The sequence below is a fragment of the Anaerococcus obesiensis genome (assembly GCF_016599815.1).
GTDB lineage: Bacteria > Bacillota > Clostridia > Tissierellales > Peptoniphilaceae > Anaerococcus > Anaerococcus vaginalis.
The window spans coordinates 881,874-897,940 of record NZ_CP067016.1 but is presented as its reverse complement, the minus strand read 5'-3'; the positions used below and the strand labels follow the sequence as shown (position 1 = coordinate 897,940).

Here is a 16,067-nt window from a genome sequence, read left to right as displayed (position 1 = left end):
TAATATACTACTTCTAATAATTTCTATCAAGATTATTGTATTTATTTTTTATATATTTAACAATTTCACTTTTTTTATTTTCTAATTTTTCATCCATTACCAAATTATAAACTTCATTTAAAATCTCTCCAAGTTTTTTTCCCTCTTTAAATCCCATTTCTATTAAATCATTTCCTGAAAAATCAATTTGATCTTTTTTCCTTGGAGTATTTGAATTTAAAATCTCTTCTAAAAGTATTTTTGCATTTGAAATATTTTCTGTATTATCGTGAACTGTCGAAAGAACATCTGCTTTTTGCAAATCAAACAAATCGTAAATATTTTCATCTCCAACTTTTCTCAAAAGCTTTCTTACAGATTTTTTTGTGTATGTATTGGTATTATCCATGTGCCTTTCTACCAATAGTGATGTGTTTTCTATAAATTTTTTGGAATATTTTAAATCTTTTAGTCTATTTTTAATTATTTCTTTTGATATTTCTTGGTGTCCAAAAAATCTACCCTCTCCATTTTCATCAAGAAAAAATGTATCAATTTTTCCTGTATCGTGAAAAAGCCCTGCCATTCTTGTTTTTAAATTTGCTGGCGTCATATCCAATACTTTCATAGAATGTTCAAATAAATCAAATTTATGGTGGGAGGAATGTTGATTAAAGCCTATCATTTTTTTAACTTCTGGAAATATATATTCCAAAAGACCAAGCTTTTCTAATAATCTAATTCCTTTTGATGGATTTTTAGATAATAAAATTTTATTAATTTCATCCCTAATTCTTTCTTTTGATATTTCTTCTATATTATTTTTCTTATTTTTTATTGCATTTTTAAAATTTTCTTCAATTTCAAAATCCAAAACTGTAGCAAATCTTACTGCTCTTAAAGCTCTTAGATAATCTTCTTCTATTCTTTCGTAAGGATTGCCAACAGCTCTTATTATCTTATCCTTTAAATCTTTTTTCCCATCAAATAAATCTATTATCTTGCCATTTCTTTCTGCCATGGCATTTATGGTAAAATCTCTTCTTTTTAAATCTTCTTCAATTGTATCTGAAAAGGAAATTTTATCAGGATGCCTTTTGTCTTTGTATAGAGATTCAGCCCTAAAACTTGTAATTTCAAATTCTTCGGATTTATAAATAACCTTTATTGTTCCAAATTTTTTCCCTATATCTATTAATTTCATATCAGAAAAAATTTTCATTATTTGTTCTGGTCTAGCTCTTGTTGTCAAATCAATATCGTGGATTTTCTCTCCCAAAAGCTTATCCCTTAGTGCTCCGCCTACAATATAAGTTTCAAAACCAGAATCTTCAAGTCTTTTTACTAAATATTTATAGGACATTAATTTTTCTTTCCTAATTTCACATAGACATTTACAAAATAATCTCCCTCATTTAGCTCGACAGCTTGTGGGATTTCAAGTTCTACTCTTTGTTCAAATTCGTCGTTTTTCAAATTTGATAGGTCGATTTCTCTAGTTTTAATTGCACTTATTTTATCAACAATACTTTTTTCTCCCTTTAATATAACCTTGTTTGGAGAAATTTTACTTTCTTCAATTTGCATATTTTTTGGAAGATTGTCGTAATTTAATTCTACGCCTACTTCCTTACTTTGGAGAACATCAAAAGAAATTGACACATCATTTTGTGACAAGTCTACATTTTCTACAGCTTTTCCATCTTTATCTACAGCTTTTACTCCAATATCATGAATTTTCCCATCAAGATATTCTTCTTCATTTATATTTAGTACAATTTTATCAACCTTATCAACATAATTTCTAAGGCCAGATACAGTGATTTTTTTGGTAGATTGCTCGCTTACATTAATAATTTTTGATTCTTTTAGCCTATCAGAAATTTTTATATCTACAGTCAAATCCTTTTTTACAATTTTTTCCATTTTTAAATTAATGTTTGACGGACTTACACTTTCAATCCTAATTCCTGACGGAACATCAACATTTACATTTAAAGTTTTTATTCCTTCTGTTGGAACGCCCAAATCTATGCTTGCAACCAAATCTTCTGCTGACAATGATGCAAGATCTGATCTTGAACCTTCAACTTTTACATTTACACTTGCCACCTCATCTTTACCAACCAGGGCGTAGCCATCTTTTTGCATTACTTCTTGATTTTTGATTGTTAAAGGAACATTTCTTATAGTTTTTGATAAAGAAGGATTTGTTGAAGTCATTACAAAAGCCCACATAATGACAGCAACAAGAATTGATAAAACAATCAATTTTCTGTCATTTTTATTATTCATTTTCAATCCTCCTTTTAAAATTCAATTTATTCTCATCATCTCTTAGCTCTTTCATAAGCCTATCTTTTAAAGACTCGTCATCAAAATATCTATTTATAACACCATTGCTTACTATAGAAATTGTTCCAGTTTCCTCGCTAACAACAACGACAAGGCAATCACTTTTTTCGCTAATTCCAATAGCTGCTCTGTGACGAGTGCCAAGTTCTTTTGACAAAGTATTATTTGTAGTTAATGGCAAATAACAAGCTGCCGCTTCAATCAAATCATCACGAATTATAACCGCCCCATCATGAAGAGGTGTGTTGGGAATAAAAATATTTATCAAAAGTTCGCTGGAAATTTCAGCAGAAAGATTAGTTCCACTTTCAATAATATCGTTAAGTCCAACTTCTCTTTCAATAACCACCAAAGCACCAATTTTTTGCCTAGACAAGGAGCTCATAGCAGAAACAATTTCATCAATAGATCTTTCATTCTTATTGTAAGAATCACTAACAAAAAAGCTTCGTCCCCTACCAATTCTTTCCAAAGCAGACCTTAATTCTGGTTGAAAAACTACAATTATAAATACCAAAGAAACAGTAAAAAATTGATTCATAAGCCATGAAACAGTATTTAATTTAAAAATATCAGCAATTGATGCAAAGATTAAAACAAAAATAAATCCCTTCATAACTTGCTCAGCTCTAGTATTTTTGAGAAGCTTTAACAATTTATATGCAATAAAAGCAATAAGCGTTATATCAATTATATCTGTAATCCTAATTAGCGATAAATACGCTACAAAATTATCTATGTAAGACATGTCTACCTCCTAAGTCTATTTATATTATATACTTTATTATAAAATTTTGTAGAAAGGAAAGGCTTAAATGAAATAAAATTTAAATTTTTTGAAATTTTTATATTTAAAATTTTTTGGGGAAATTTTTTACAAAAAAATACCAAGTTTTTGACTTGGTATTTTTTTGATTTTTATTTTTTAATTTAAATTGTTTTTTATTTCTTTGTACCTATTTCGCGGGGCATTAGTAGAAATTGTGCCACAGGCACAATTTCTAAGCCAAGCACGCTCTTTGGTTGCGTTTTACTTAATTTGGTTTTTATTATTTTAAAACTGATTTTTAATTCTTCGATTTTACTTCGCGGGATGTTGGTAGAAATTGTACCACTGGCACAATTTTTAGCCTAACATACGCTCTTTGGTTGCGTTAAACTTAATTTTCTTAGTTTCCAAATTAAAACTAAATTTTTATTCTTCGATTTTACTCCGCGGGGCATTAGTAGAAATTGTGCCACAGGCACAATTTCTAGCCTAATGCCACATCCAGGATCATCATTACTGAAAAGCCTACTGAAAACCAAATTACTCCTAGGTTTGAATGATCTTCGCCTTCGCCTGTTGCTTCTGGTATTAATTCTTCTACTACTACGTAAAACATCGCTCCGGCTGCAAAGCTTAAAAGATATGGCAAAATTGGAATCATTATTTGGGATAATAATATTGTAAGAACTGCTGCTACCGGCTCTACTGCTCCTGATAAAACTCCCATTATAAATGATTTATTTTTTCCTATTCCTTGACTTTTTAATGGCATAGAAATTATTGCTCCTTCTGGAAAATTTTGAATTGCTATTCCAAGTGAAAGCACCATTGCTCCTGCCATTGTTAAACCTGTATTTCCTGACAAAACTCCTGCAAATGTTACTCCTACTGCCATTCCTTCTGGAATATTGTGAATTACAACTGCAAGTACCATCATTGTTGTTTTTCTTAAGGAATCATTTTTTGGTCCTTCTGCCACATCGCTATCAACGTGTTGATGGGGAACTACATTATCTAAAAATAATAAAAATATAATTCCAACGGCAAATCCTACCACAGCAGGAATCCACGCCATTTTTCCTAGCTTTTGATCTACCATATCCATTGCTGGTATTAAAAGCGACCAAATACTTGCCGCAACCATTACGCCTGCGGCAAAGCCTGATAGGGATTTTTGAATTTTACTTGATAATTCGTTTTTCATTAAATAGACCATAGCCGACCCAAGGCTTGTGCCTATAAATGGAATTAGTAATCCTATTACTAAATCTTTGCTCATTTTTCTCTCTTTCTATTTTTTATAATTTCCAAATATCTTTTGCATATTCAAGAATTGTTCTGTCTGATGAAAAATATCCTGCGTTTGCAATATTTTTTAGGCTCTTTCTTGCCCATGTTAATCTATCTGAATATTCTTTATTTATTTTTTCGTGTGTTTTTTTGTAATCTTCAAAATCTTTTAAGACAAAATATGTGTCAGCTTTTTCTCCACCTTGTGGATTTATTAGACAATTGTAAATATCTAGGAACATATATGAGTCATTATCGTTTAACTCTCCTGATAAAAGTGTATCTACTGCATCTTTGATGTCTTCATTTTTGTAATAAAATTCTTTTGGATTATAGGAATCATAAATTTCATTTAATTCTTCAACTTTTGCTCCGAATAAATAATTATTTTCAACTCCTGCATTTTCAAAAATTTCTATATTTGCTCCATCATAAGTTCCAAGGGTCAAGGCTCCATTCAGCATAAATTTCATATTGCCTGTTCCTGAAGCTTCTTTCCCTGCTGTTGAAATTTGCTCTGAAATATCTGCTGCTGGGAAGAGTTTTTCGCCGTAGCTTACCCTATAATTATTTACAAATACTACTTTTATTTTGTCATTTACTTCTTCATCGTTATTTATAACTCTTGCAATTTCGTTTGCAAGTTTTATTATTGCTTTTGCTCTAAAATATCCTGGTGCTGCTTTTCCTCCAAGAATAAATGTTGTTGGGTAGAAATCCATATCAGGATTTTTCTTTAATTTGTGATATAAATTTATAATGTGAAGAAGATTTAAATGTTGTCTTTTGTATTCGTGAATTCTTTTTACTTGTATATCAAAAATTGAATTTGGATTTATACTTATTCCTTCATTTTCCAAAATATATTTTGCCAACTCTTTTTTATTTTCAAATTTAATTTGATTAATTTCTTCTAGAGTTTTTTCATCGTCTAGGTATTTTTCTAGGTCTTTTAATTTTGTAAGATCGTATTTCCAATCATCGCTTCCTAATTTTTCTGTGATGAAATTTGATAATTTTATATTTGAATATACTAGCCATCTTCTTGGTGTAATGCCATTTGTTTTATTGTTGAATTTTTCTGGCATTAATTTATACCAATTTTTAAAGGTATCGTCTTTTAAAATTTGTGTGTGAAGTTTTGCAACTCCATTTACAGACTTACTCATTACTATTGCAAGATTTGCCATTCTCACTTGGTCAAATCTTATAATTCTATAAGGATCGATAGCTTCTTCTGAAAGTCCTTTTTCTTTAAATTCTTTTACTAAATTTTCATTTAATTTTTTAATTATATCAAAACATCTTGGACATACTTCAAGCATTATATCTTTTGGCCAAGATTCTAGAGCCTCTTGTAAAACTGTGTGGTTTGTAAATGCAAATGTATTTTTTGTTATTTCTACAGCCCTTTCAAATTCAATTCCATTTTCATCGACTAAAACTCTTATAAGCTCTGGTATGGCAATAATTGGATGGGTGTCATTTAATTGGATTATGTGATATTTTGAAAAATCTTCAAATTGTAAATCGTGGTCAAAATATCTTTTGTATTTTGAAACCATATCTTGAATTGATGCTGAGCAGAAGAAATATTGTTGTTTTAACCTTAAAACTCTTCCTTCTCTTTGCATGTCATTTGGATATAAAACTCTGGTTATATCTTCAGCCCTATTTTTTTCTTCAACTGCCTTATCATATTGAAAATTATTAAAATATGAAAAATCAAATTCTTCAAATGGTTCTGCTTGCCAAAGTCTTAATGTATTTACTTGTTCATTTTCAAAACCTAGCATTGGCATATCGTAAGGAACTGCTTTTACAGTTTGGTCTCTAAATTTTACAATTTTTGAATCGGATTCAACTCTTATTGACCAGCCATCGCCATCTTTTATCCAATGATCGCCACCTTCAACTTGAAAGCCGTTTTCTATTTTTTGTTTGAAAAGTCCTTCTCTGTATCTTACTCCGTATCCATACATATCAAGCTTTTGGGTTGCCGCTGAATCCATAAAACAAGCTGCAAGTCTACCAAGACCACCATTTCCAAGAGCAGCATCATCTTCAAAATTTTCTATTGATTCAAAATCAATGTCAATCTCACTTAAAATTTCTTTTACTTCATCATAAATTCCAAGATTAATTAAATTATTTCCAAGAGATCTTCCTACCAAAAATTCCGCAGAAAAATAATAGGCTTTTCTTGATCTTCTTGTCCTATTTTTGCAATTTCTCCATTCTTGATTGATAAGCTCCATTATTGTATCGCAAAGAGCAAAATATCTGTCCTTGTCTGAAGTTTCTGCAAAATTTTTTAGTGTAATTCTCTGTAAATTTTCGATATAACTTTCCATAAATTTGTTTTTGTTCATTTTTTCTCTCCTATATTTTAAATTTTTTATATATTATCTTTTTCAAAATAAATAAAACCAGTATATGTTCTATTTTGTTCCAAAAATTCTTTTAATGAAATCTTATAAACTTCTCCCCATGATGAGATTGTAAGTTTATAATCATCTTCGCATTTTTCTATTTCTGTAATTGTAACTCCATGATGTTTCATCACCCTAATCGACCTACTGACCCAATTAAAAAATATAACTGGCAGATCTTTTCCTATGGCTTGGAAAATAAAATTTGCAATCTCTTCCATTGATTTTCTTTTTATTGGATTATCTTCTAATATGTGTGATTTTAATTTCAAATGGTAGGATTTTCTAAATTTATTTAATTTGAAATCCAAAAGCCTTGCCGTTGGCACTCCATAAACTCTTGGTTTTATAATTTGAAAAAACCAATATTGGTAATCATTAAATTGATCTAGGCTAAATTTTTCATCTTTTCTGTAGAGATATAGGTAAGTGTTTGTAAATGCCGTAACTACACAAGACCTATCCCTATAAAATTTACTCACTCCTACTTCTTTTAAGTCATTTTGGTAGCCACCATAGTAAATTTTATTATTTTTAATTACTGGAACAAATTCGCCTTTTTTAGATCTTTTTAATTTCATCTATTTTTCTTCCTTTTTGTAGTGAACTTTTTCTGATAATTCTTTAATTTCATTTTCTGAAATTTCTTTTTTTGCCAAAGTCTTATCCATTTTTTCATTCATCAAAGTGTACAAAATTGATGCAATTGGAATTGATACAAGCATACCAACAATTCCAAACAAACTTCCACCAATAGCTATAGATACAATTACCCAAATTGATGGAAGACCTATAGTTTTTCCAGCCAAAGCCGGATAAATTATTGAGCCTTGAACTTGTTGGGCTATTAATAAAAATATTAAAAATACCAAAGACTTAAATGGTGATTCTATAAAAATTAAAATCATCATTATGACAGTTGCAATAAGTGGTCCAACATAAGGAATAAAATCTGCTATTGCAACCAATATTGCAGCCATAGCCGCAAAAGGAATTTTTAAAATTAACATACCAACAAAAACCAAAATTCCAAGTATCAAACTAGAAAGAGCTTTGGAATTAATATAAGATGCAAATGAAGAATAAGAAAGACTTGCCACCTTGTTAATTTCATCAGCAGTACTCCTTTTAAATAAGGAATAAATAATTCTATTAGCTAAAATTTTCAAATCTTTTTTATTAATCAATACAAATACCGAAAATATTGTAGCAGCAGCTATGGTTATAATAGTTGATGATACAGAATTTATAATTGAAGTTGTTTTATCAAAAATATTTCCCGCCTCTCCAACAAAATAATCCTTAACTTGAACTAAGACATTGTTCCAATCAACACTATTTATATATTTTTGAGCATCATCGGCAAAATTTTTTGTTAATTTATTTTTATTTAATAAATCTATCAAATCATCTAAAAATAACGGAAATCTTTCAATAAGAGCAGTTACCGCCTTAGATATTCTTGGAATTAATACATTCAAAAATATTACAATACCCAAAATAAATAAAATCCAAGAAGATATAAGTGAAAAAACTGGAACTAACTTTTTTGTCTTTTCTGTTTTAAAAATTTTAGAATACACTTTTCTTTCAAAGAAATTCATAGGCAAATTAATAATAAAAGCCAGCATAAATCCAATCAAAAAAGGTTGTATTACAGCAATAAATACCGTCAAGCCATTCTTAACATTTTCAATATACCAAAATGCAAAAAATACCAAAATAGATATAAGAATAACTTTTAGTAATTGTGAATTCTTTTCATCTAATTTTTTCATTAAAGTTTCCCTTCTCCCTATTAATCATTTACCTATATTCTACCATAGAAATTTTTCATCTTCCATTTTATAATAATGATATAATAAGCTTGAGGTGGATTATGAAAAAATGTTATATATTTGCCGGCGGAGATTTCGACGGATTTTTTGATAAAATAGGAAAAGATGATTACGTAATAGGAGCAGATAAAGGCTATACATATATAGAAAAAATCGGAATAAAAATAGATACAATAATCGGAGATTTCGATTCAGCACAACAACCAGATTTTGAAAATAAAATTACATTAAAACCCGAAAAAGACGAAACCGATTTGTACGCTGCGATAAATTTTGCAATAAAAAAAGGCTACAAAAAAATAATTGTCTATGGAGGACTTGGCGGAAGAATTTCCCACACTATTGCAAATATAAAAATAATGGAAGAATTTAAGAAAAAAGGAATTGATATAGAATTAAAAAATAAAAATCAAAAATTATTTGTAATAGATAAAAATTTTCAAGAAAAAAAACAAATAGAAAACACCTATATTTCTCTTTTTTCCATAACAGAAAAAATAGAAAATTTAAATTTAATAAATTTAAAATACGAGCTAAAAAATTTCACCCTAAAAAACGACATGCACCTAGGCGTATCAAATGAGCCAATAGGAAAAGAATTTAAAATAGAATTTGATGAGGGAATGATTCTTGTAATTTATGAAAACAAAAATGTATATAAATAAGGCAGGATTTCCTGCCTTATTTATCAAAATATTTTTCTATATTTAATCTACCAACTACGACATCATCGCCGTAAAGTAAAATTGGTCTTTTTAATAACATGCCATCTGATGCTAATAAATCTAATTTTTCATCTTCTGTCATATCTTTTAATTTGTCTTTTAAATTCAACTTCCTATAAATTTGTCCGGATGTGTTGAAAAATTTCTTTATTTCAAGACCACTTTTTTCATACAAGTCTTTTATTTGGTCTTTTTCTGGCTTTTCTTCTTTCACATCTTGAAATTTATAATCAATTTTCTTTTCTTCCAAAAATTTCTCAGTTTTTTTGCAAGTTGAGCAAGATTTATATCCTATTAATAATGCTTTCATATTTTTCTCCTTAAATTAATCTTTAAAAAAGAGGTTGACCTTGCAACCTCTTTATTTTTTTACTTTCTATCGTCGTTATCTGATTTTTTAGATTTGTATTCTTCTCTTGTCATAACATCAACTACATCAACATTTACTGTTACAACATCAAGTCCTGTCATTTGCTTTACATTTTCTTTTACAACTTTTTTGATATTTTCAAAAATATGTGGAGCAGATTTTCCATATTCTAAGATTATTTGCATATTTACTTTTGCTTCTTTTTGTCCAACTTCAACATCTACTCCTGATGTATCTTGTTCACTTGATGATTGGAAAACTGATGAAACTGAATCAAAAAAACTTGCCTTCATATCCAAAATTCCATCAACTTTATTTACTGCAATTCTAGAAATTTTTGCTACAACCTTATCAGCAATTGTAAGTTTTGAAACTTCTTTTTCGATTTCTTGATCCTCTTCGATTCCTTTTTCGTAATCTTTGTCAAATGTTTTTTCTGTCATAATTTTCCCCTATCTTTTTTATTGAAATTTTTTTAATAAGCTAATTACAAATCCTATAACCTTAGGATCTTTGTCGAGCCATCCGCCCAAGCAATAACAAAATCCTAGCACAATCCAAATACCAACAGTTCTAAAAAATCCAAAATCAAATAGCGAACCTATTGTTGCAATTCCCAAAATCAAAGAAATAATTTTGTGTTTATTTTTTTCTTTAAATTCCTTGCATTCTTTTTCTTTTTTCTCTCTTATATCAAGTTTTCTCATTTCTACATCATAGGCGGTTACTTGTTTTTCTAAATCTAATTTTGTTTTTTCTTTTTCCATAATACCACCTACCTAAGTTCTCTTTCTTGACTTTTATGAGCTTTATTTAATTGAACATGGGCATTTGCATTTTCAAGTCCTGTAAGCATTCTAAGTCCCATTTCAACTTCAGCTTGAATTTTTCTACCTAAATCCTCAAAGTCCCTATCTCCAAAAACGTCACATTTAATTTTTGCTTCTACAGTTTCGCCTTTTATTATTTTAACTTTTGAATCTGTAAGTTCTGTTCCCATAAATTTATTTACTGCAGAATTTACTGCTGAATCCAAGGAATTTCTTGTAATAAAAATATCGCCTGTATTATCTTCTACTAGATATTCACGCTTATCATTTTGATTTGCTATAATATCTATCAAAAGAATAATTGCAAAAATCAAAATTGCTATAGCAACACCGAGAAGTACGTATCTGTAATTTTGTATTTCTAAATATGATAATAAATCATGCCTTACTCCATCGTCTGCGAGAGCAAGTGTTCCAAGTATGGCGGAAATTATTATCAAAGCTATGGTCATAAGTGACCACAAAAATTTTTTAAATCCTCCCATAAAGCCTCCTTACTTATAAGTTACCCATGCTTTAGCTTTTGAAACAAAACTTTTTTAGTCATCTTCTAATTCCAAAGATAATTCTAACCACCTATCTTGGTATCTTTGCTTCTTTTCTTCAAGATTTTTTATCTTAGCAAAAGTTTCTATGACTTTTTTTTCATCATCATAAAAACCTTCTTTGAGGCTTTCTACTGTAAGTTTATGAATTTTTGCATCAATTGTATTGGATTCTTTTTCTAATTTTTCTATTTTTTCTTTTATTTTTTTTACTTCAAGCCTTTTAAGTTTTTTCTTTTTTTCTTCTTTTTTTATTTGGGTTTGTGTCATTATTGGCTTTTTTTCATCTTCTAATGATTCTTCTTTTAATTTTTCTACATAATAATCGTAATTACCCAAATACTCTTTTATATAATCCTTGTGCATATCAAGAATTTTTACGGCAATTTTATTTAAAAAATACCTGTCGTGGCTTATTACAAGAACTGTTCCTTCATAAGCAATAAGCGCATCTTCAAGGGCTTCTTTTGAATCTATATCAAGATGGTTGGTTGGCTCATCCATCAAAATAAAATTACAATCTGAAAGCATAAGTTTTAAAAGAGAAATTCTTGCCCTTTGTCCTCCAGATAATTCATTTATTGGTTTATCAACTTCATCTTGGTAAAACATTATTTTTGCAAGATATGATCTAATTTCATAATTTGTAAGATCAGGATAAGCTTCTCTTATTTCTTCAAACAAAGTGTTTTCTGTATTTAAGGATTTTTGTTCTTGGTCAAAATATCCAACTTTTACGCTAGAGCCTAATTTTATTTCTCCATCATCTTTTCTTTCTTGGTTTAAAATAATTTTAAAAAGAGTAGTTTTTCCTACACCATTTTCTCCAATTATTGCCACCCTATCGTTTCTATAGATATTAAAAGAAATATCTTCAAAAATATCCTTATCGTAAGATTTTTTTAGTTTATCTACACTTAATACATCAACTCCCGAAATTATTCTTGGAGTAAATCTTATATTTATGGATTCATTTAAGTTATCAGGCTTTTCTACCCTTTCCATTTTATCCAAAAGTTTTTGTCTTGATCTTGATTGAGAAATTCCTCTTTTTCTTTTTGAACCGCCAAGATTTTTTAACCTATCAATTATTTCTTCTTGCCTTTTGATTTCTTTTTGCTGGGTTTTATAAAGATGGTTTTGGACTTTCAAATCTTTTTTTCTTTGAGCCATAAATGATGTATAATCTCCATCATAAATTTTTAATCCACCATTTTCCATCAAAAATATTTTTGAAACTGTTGCATCCAAAAAATATCTATCGTGGCTTATAACTATAACTGATCCCTTAAAATTTTTTACAAAATTTTCCAAAAAATTAATCGCCTTTATGTCAAGGTGATTAGTCGGTTCGTCTAATAAAATTAGGTCAGGTTTTTCCAATAAAAGACAGGCAAGTTCAACCCTTGCCTTTTGTCCTCCTGATAAAAGCGAAATTTCTTTTGAAAAATCTTCTTCGCTAAAGCCCATTCCTATAAGTACGCCTCTTATTTCCGACTTATAGGAATAGCCATTTTGTTTTTCAAATTCTTCGCTTTTTTTTGCATATTCAATCATTATTTCATTGAGCTTATCTGGATTTTTTTCCTCGCTCATTTTTATTTCAAGATCTCTAATATTTTCTTCTAGTTTTATAAGATCTTTAAAAACTTCCAAGCAATAATCATATATACTTTTATCTGACATAAGCCCTAATTGTTGTTTCAAATAACCAAGGCTTACATCATTTGGTATATGAATTTTTCCAAAATCTTTGGAAATTTCTCCTGTCAATATATTAAATAGTGTAGACTTTCCAGAACCATTATTTCCTATTAAGCCAATTTTATCTCCCTTATTTATCGTAAATGATACGTTTGAAAATACGTATTGGGTTGGATAGGATTTTTCTAAATTTGATACTGACGCTACAATCATAATTTTTTTAGAAAATGAAATCTTCTGGTGTGTTGATAAAATATGTTAGGGTAAATAATGATTCATCTAGGTGAACATTTTCTATTACCACATTGTTTTTTGTTTTCAAATCAACTGGTGCGAAGTTCCAAATTCCTTTTATTCCTCCTTCACAAAGAATATCACAAACTTCTTGGGCGCCATCTTTTGGCGTTGTGATAATTCCTATATCTATTTCATTTTTTTCTAAATATTCTTTTAAATCATCTGTTGACAAAACTTTTAAATTTTCTGTTGAAACTTCTTCATTGTTTTTGTCAAATACTGCTTTTACATTGTAGTCTAAAGTCTTAAAACCTGAGTATTGGAAAAGAGCATGGCCAATATTTCCAAAACCGATTATTATCATAGAATATTCTTTGTTTACTCCAATAATTTTTGCAAGCTCTTGCATTAATTCTTTTACATTATAACCATAACCTTGTTGACCAAAGCAGCCATAGTGATTTAAGTCTTGTCTAATTTGGCTTGCTGTTAAGCCTGTAATTTGTGAAAGTTCTTTAGATGAAACTCTTACAATACCTTTTTCATTAATTGCTTCTAAATACCTATAATATTTTGGTAACCTTTTTATTACTGATAAAGAAACGTTTGACCCTTTTTTCATAACAACCTCCGTTAATCATTATTTTTTATTTCTTTAGACCTTAATCTGTTCAAAAGTATTACATTCAAAAGATGAACTATATAAATAATTATTAGTCCACTATAAAACAACTCTTGCCAATAACTTGATATTCTTTCATCTACTGCTATGTATTTTGGTAATAATGGTGTATAGTTGCTTACCACAAGTAGGGCGTGGTAGCTTAGGATTGCAAAAACTATAATGCTTATTATTGCTACAAAAATTGAATAGCCTCTTGTTTCTTTTTCCATTAATATATAAAGAGGATAAATAAGCATTATAACCCAAGAAATAATGAAGGAGATACTCCAAACATTATTTACTACTTGTGGGTTAATTTTTGTAAGAATTAGGATTAAATTTGATACTAAAACCACTAATACTGATAAAAGCAGAGTACTTGAAAGAAATCTTTCAAATCTCTTTTTCATCTTTAGCTCCTTACTTACTATATTTTTTTGATTTATATCTTAAATTATTATCTAAGATTTTTTTTCTAATTCTTAAATTGTGTGGAGTAATTTCGATTAATTCATCTTCTTCCACAAATTCCATCATCTCTTCAACGCTCATAATTTTTGCAGGAGATAAAACAAGGGCTTCATCAGCTGCTGATGCTCTGACGTTGGTTTGTTTTTTCTTTTTGCAGACATTTACGTCGATGTCAATTCCTTTTGCATTTGAACCTATGACTTCTCCCTCATAAACTTCATCTTGAGGTTTTACAAAAAGTTGTCCTCTTGATTGGGCAGCGTGAAGTCCATAAGTAGTTGCTACTCCTGTTTCAAAAGAAATAAGTGAACCTGCTTGTCTTTTTGCAATATCTCCCTTATATCTTTCGTAAGAATCAAATTCTGTATTTAAAATTCCAGTTCCTTTTGTATCTGTTAAAAATTCTTGCCTATAACCTATAAGTCCTCTTGCAGGAATTTTAAATACCATTCTTGTGTATCCTGATGAATTTGGAGCCATATCCATTAGCTCTCCTTTACGAAGACCTAATTTTTCTATTATTGAACCTGTGTATTCTTGGTCAACATCAATTGTTGCAAGCTCCATTGGCTCAAGTATTTTTCCATTTTCATCTTTTTTAAACATAACTTCAGGTTTTGAAACTTGGAATTCATATCCTTCTCTTCTTAAATTTTCTATCAAAACTGAAAGATGAAGCTCTCCTCTTCCAGAAACCTTAAATGCTTCTGTTGAATCTGTTGTTTCAACTCTAAGTGATACGTCCGTTTCTTTTTCTTTAAATAACCTATCTCTAATATGCCTACTTGTTACATAATCTCCATCACGTCCTGCAAATGGTGAATTATTTACAGAAAATGTCATTGAAAGTGTTGGCTCAGAAATTTTTGTAAATTCTATTGGCTCCATATCATTTTCTGTACAAATTGTATCTCCTATATTTATATCTTCCATTCCCGATAAGGCAACAATTGAACCGAAATCTGCTTTTTCAACTTCACTTCTTTGTAGTCCTTCAAATTCATAAATTGTAACAATTTTTGATTTTACTTTTCTATCCTTGTCGTTGTAATTTACAATTATGCAAGAATCATTTTTATTTATTTGTCCACTTTCAACTTTTCCAATTGCAATTCTTCCAAGGTAATTGTCATAGTCTGTCGTTGAAACCAAAACTTTAAATGGAGCATTTTCTTTAGCTTCAAAAGCTGGTGTGTAATCAATTATTGTATCCAAAAGATCTGTCATATCATTTTTTACTTCACCAAATTCTAAACTTGCCCAACCTTCTTTGGCTGATGCAAAAACAAATGGAGAATCAAGATATGATTCATCAGCTTCAAGGGAAATAAATAAATCCAAAACTTCATCCATTACTTCTTCAACTCTTTGGTCAGGTCTATCAACCTTATTTATACAAATAATTGCAGGAAGATTTAATTCGATTGCCTTTCTCAAAACAAATTTTGTTTGAGGCATTGGACCTTCACGACTATCTACAACCAAAACTACAGCTTCAGCCATATTTAAAACTCTCTCAACCTCTCCACCAAAATCGGCGTGTCCTGGAGTGTCAATTATATTTATTTTTATTCCCTTATAATTGATCGCAGTATTTTTTGAAAGAATTGTAATTCCTCTTTCTCTTTCAATAGAATTTGAATCCATAACTCTTTCATCAACTTGTTGATTTTCTCTAAAAATTCCGCTAGTTTTTAAAAGACCATCAACAAGAGTTGTCTTACCATGATCAACATGGGCGATTATCGCCACATTTCTTATATCTTCACGTTTCATTAAATCACTTCTTTCTTAACTAATATAAACTATTTATTCATCAATTTATTATATCATATGTGATAAGATTATCAATAAATAA

Annotated in this window: 16 protein-coding genes; 1 reads left to right on the top strand and 15 read right to left on the bottom strand. The window is 29.2% G+C overall.

Annotation, left to right across the window (positions count from 1 at the left end):
- Nucleotides 1-13: 13 nt before the first annotated feature.
- The 7 genes from I6H46_RS04485 to I6H46_RS04455 form a co-directional block, all read right to left on the bottom strand.
- Nucleotides 14-1,342 carry a CCA tRNA nucleotidyltransferase gene (locus I6H46_RS04485; protein WP_019118224.1) on the bottom strand — a complete coding sequence of 443 codons (1,329 nt, stop codon included), beginning with the start codon at nt 1,340-1,342 and terminating at the stop codon, nt 14-16.
- Nucleotides 1,342-2,274, bottom strand: a complete 933-nt coding sequence (locus I6H46_RS04480; protein WP_019118225.1) for a CdaR family protein — start codon at nt 2,272-2,274, stop codon at nt 1,342-1,344. The genes I6H46_RS04485 and I6H46_RS04480 overlap by 1 nt, the downstream gene beginning before the upstream one ends.
- Nucleotides 2,267-3,082 carry a diadenylate cyclase CdaA gene (gene cdaA, locus I6H46_RS04475; RefSeq protein ID WP_004838061.1) on the bottom strand — a complete coding sequence of 272 codons (816 nt, stop codon included), beginning with the start codon at nt 3,080-3,082 and terminating at the stop codon, nt 2,267-2,269. The genes I6H46_RS04480 and cdaA overlap by 8 nt, the downstream gene beginning before the upstream one ends.
- Nucleotides 3,083-3,587: 505 nt before the next feature.
- The gene (locus I6H46_RS04470; RefSeq protein WP_200226226.1) at nt 3,588-4,382 is read right to left on the bottom strand and encodes a ZIP family metal transporter; all 795 of its coding nucleotides are present in this window, start codon (nt 4,380-4,382) and stop codon (nt 3,588-3,590) included.
- Between the two features lie 19 nt (nt 4,383-4,401).
- Nucleotides 4,402-6,765 (bottom strand): glycogen/starch/alpha-glucan phosphorylase, encoded by a 2,364-nt coding sequence (locus I6H46_RS04465; protein ID WP_019118231.1) that lies wholly within the window; start codon nt 6,763-6,765, stop codon nt 4,402-4,404.
- 26 nt (nt 6,766-6,791) lie between these two features.
- Nucleotides 6,792-7,406: a hypothetical protein gene (locus I6H46_RS04460; RefSeq protein ID WP_019118232.1), complete on the bottom strand. Its 615-nt coding sequence runs from the start codon at nt 7,404-7,406 to the stop codon at nt 6,792-6,794.
- The gene (locus tag I6H46_RS04455) at nt 7,407-8,603 is read right to left on the bottom strand and encodes an AI-2E family transporter (protein WP_004838057.1); all 1,197 of its coding nucleotides are present in this window, start codon (nt 8,601-8,603) and stop codon (nt 7,407-7,409) included.
- Between the two features lie 101 nt (nt 8,604-8,704).
- Here I6H46_RS04455 and I6H46_RS04450 point away from each other — a divergent pair, with 101 nt between their 5' ends.
- Nucleotides 8,705-9,328 (top strand): thiamine diphosphokinase, encoded by a 624-nt coding sequence (locus tag I6H46_RS04450; protein ID WP_200226223.1) that lies wholly within the window; start codon nt 8,705-8,707, stop codon nt 9,326-9,328.
- Between the two features lie 16 nt (nt 9,329-9,344).
- Here I6H46_RS04450 and I6H46_RS04445 read toward each other — a convergent pair whose 3' ends face one another.
- From I6H46_RS04445 to typA, 8 genes are read right to left on the bottom strand one after another with little or no spacing between them, the layout of a single operon-like run.
- The gene (locus tag I6H46_RS04445) at nt 9,345-9,698 is read right to left on the bottom strand and encodes a Spx/MgsR family RNA polymerase-binding regulatory protein (protein WP_019118235.1); all 354 of its coding nucleotides are present in this window, start codon (nt 9,696-9,698) and stop codon (nt 9,345-9,347) included.
- Nucleotides 9,699-9,757: 59 nt separating this feature from the next.
- A complete protein-coding gene (locus I6H46_RS04440) occupies nt 9,758-10,201 on the bottom strand; it encodes an Asp23/Gls24 family envelope stress response protein (RefSeq protein ID WP_004838054.1) in 444 nt (147 codons plus the stop codon).
- Between the two features lie 18 nt (nt 10,202-10,219).
- A complete protein-coding gene (locus tag I6H46_RS04435; RefSeq protein ID WP_019118236.1) occupies nt 10,220-10,525 on the bottom strand; it encodes a hypothetical protein in 306 nt (101 codons plus the stop codon).
- Between the two features lie 8 nt (nt 10,526-10,533).
- Nucleotides 10,534-11,073 carry an alkaline shock response membrane anchor protein AmaP gene (amaP, locus tag I6H46_RS04430; RefSeq protein ID WP_019118237.1) on the bottom strand — a complete coding sequence of 180 codons (540 nt, stop codon included), beginning with the start codon at nt 11,071-11,073 and terminating at the stop codon, nt 10,534-10,536.
- A gap of 54 nt (nt 11,074-11,127) precedes the next feature.
- Nucleotides 11,128-13,050, bottom strand: coding sequence for a ribosomal protection-like ABC-F family protein (gene abc-f, locus I6H46_RS04425; RefSeq protein ID WP_200226221.1), 1,923 nt, complete (start codon nt 13,048-13,050; stop codon nt 11,128-11,130).
- 7 nt (nt 13,051-13,057) lie between these two features.
- A complete protein-coding gene (locus I6H46_RS04420) occupies nt 13,058-13,696 on the bottom strand; it encodes a redox-sensing transcriptional repressor Rex (RefSeq protein ID WP_019118238.1) in 639 nt (212 codons plus the stop codon).
- An 11-nt stretch (nt 13,697-13,707) separates the two neighbouring features.
- Nucleotides 13,708-14,148 carry a hypothetical protein gene (locus tag I6H46_RS04415; RefSeq protein WP_004838049.1) on the bottom strand — a complete coding sequence of 147 codons (441 nt, stop codon included), beginning with the start codon at nt 14,146-14,148 and terminating at the stop codon, nt 13,708-13,710.
- A gap of 10 nt (nt 14,149-14,158) precedes the next feature.
- Nucleotides 14,159-15,985 carry a translational GTPase TypA gene (typA, locus tag I6H46_RS04410; protein ID WP_019118239.1) on the bottom strand — a complete coding sequence of 609 codons (1,827 nt, stop codon included), beginning with the start codon at nt 15,983-15,985 and terminating at the stop codon, nt 14,159-14,161.
- Nucleotides 15,986-16,067: the final 82 nt, after the last annotated feature.

Excerpts from the sequence above, each read along its gene's own strand:
- I6H46_RS04485 (WP_019118224.1), bottom strand. The coding sequence starts at position 1,342 with ATGTCCTATAAATATTTAGTAAAAAGACTTGAAGATTCTGGTTTTGAA.
- I6H46_RS04480 (WP_019118225.1), bottom strand. The coding sequence starts at position 2,274 with ATGAATAATAAAAATGACAGAAAATTGATTGTTTTATCAATTCTTGTT.
- cdaA (WP_004838061.1), bottom strand. The coding sequence starts at position 3,082 with ATGTCTTACATAGATAATTTTGTAGCGTATTTATCGCTAATTAGGATT.
- I6H46_RS04470 (WP_200226226.1), bottom strand. The coding sequence starts at position 4,382 with ATGAGCAAAGATTTAGTAATAGGATTACTAATTCCATTTATAGGCACA.
- I6H46_RS04465 (WP_019118231.1), bottom strand. The coding sequence starts at position 6,765 with ATGAACAAAAACAAATTTATGGAAAGTTATATCGAAAATTTACAGAGA.
- I6H46_RS04460 (WP_019118232.1), bottom strand. The coding sequence starts at position 7,406 with ATGAAATTAAAAAGATCTAAAAAAGGCGAATTTGTTCCAGTAATTAAA.
- I6H46_RS04455 (WP_004838057.1), bottom strand. The coding sequence starts at position 8,603 with ATGAAAAAATTAGATGAAAAGAATTCACAATTACTAAAAGTTATTCTT.
- I6H46_RS04450 (WP_200226223.1), top strand. The coding sequence starts at position 8,705 with ATGAAAAAATGTTATATATTTGCCGGCGGAGATTTCGACGGATTTTTT.
- I6H46_RS04445 (WP_019118235.1), bottom strand. The coding sequence starts at position 9,698 with ATGAAAGCATTATTAATAGGATATAAATCTTGCTCAACTTGCAAAAAA.
- I6H46_RS04440 (WP_004838054.1), bottom strand. The coding sequence starts at position 10,201 with ATGACAGAAAAAACATTTGACAAAGATTACGAAAAAGGAATCGAAGAG.
- I6H46_RS04435 (WP_019118236.1), bottom strand. The coding sequence starts at position 10,525 with ATGGAAAAAGAAAAAACAAAATTAGATTTAGAAAAACAAGTAACCGCC.
- amaP (WP_019118237.1), bottom strand. The coding sequence starts at position 11,073 with ATGGGAGGATTTAAAAAATTTTTGTGGTCACTTATGACCATAGCTTTG.
- abc-f (WP_200226221.1), bottom strand. The coding sequence starts at position 13,050 with ATGATTGTAGCGTCAGTATCAAATTTAGAAAAATCCTATCCAACCCAA.
- I6H46_RS04420 (WP_019118238.1), bottom strand. The coding sequence starts at position 13,696 with ATGAAAAAAGGGTCAAACGTTTCTTTATCAGTAATAAAAAGGTTACCA.
- I6H46_RS04415 (WP_004838049.1), bottom strand. The coding sequence starts at position 14,148 with ATGAAAAAGAGATTTGAAAGATTTCTTTCAAGTACTCTGCTTTTATCA.
- typA (WP_019118239.1), bottom strand. The coding sequence starts at position 15,985 with ATGAAACGTGAAGATATAAGAAATGTGGCGATAATCGCCCATGTTGAT.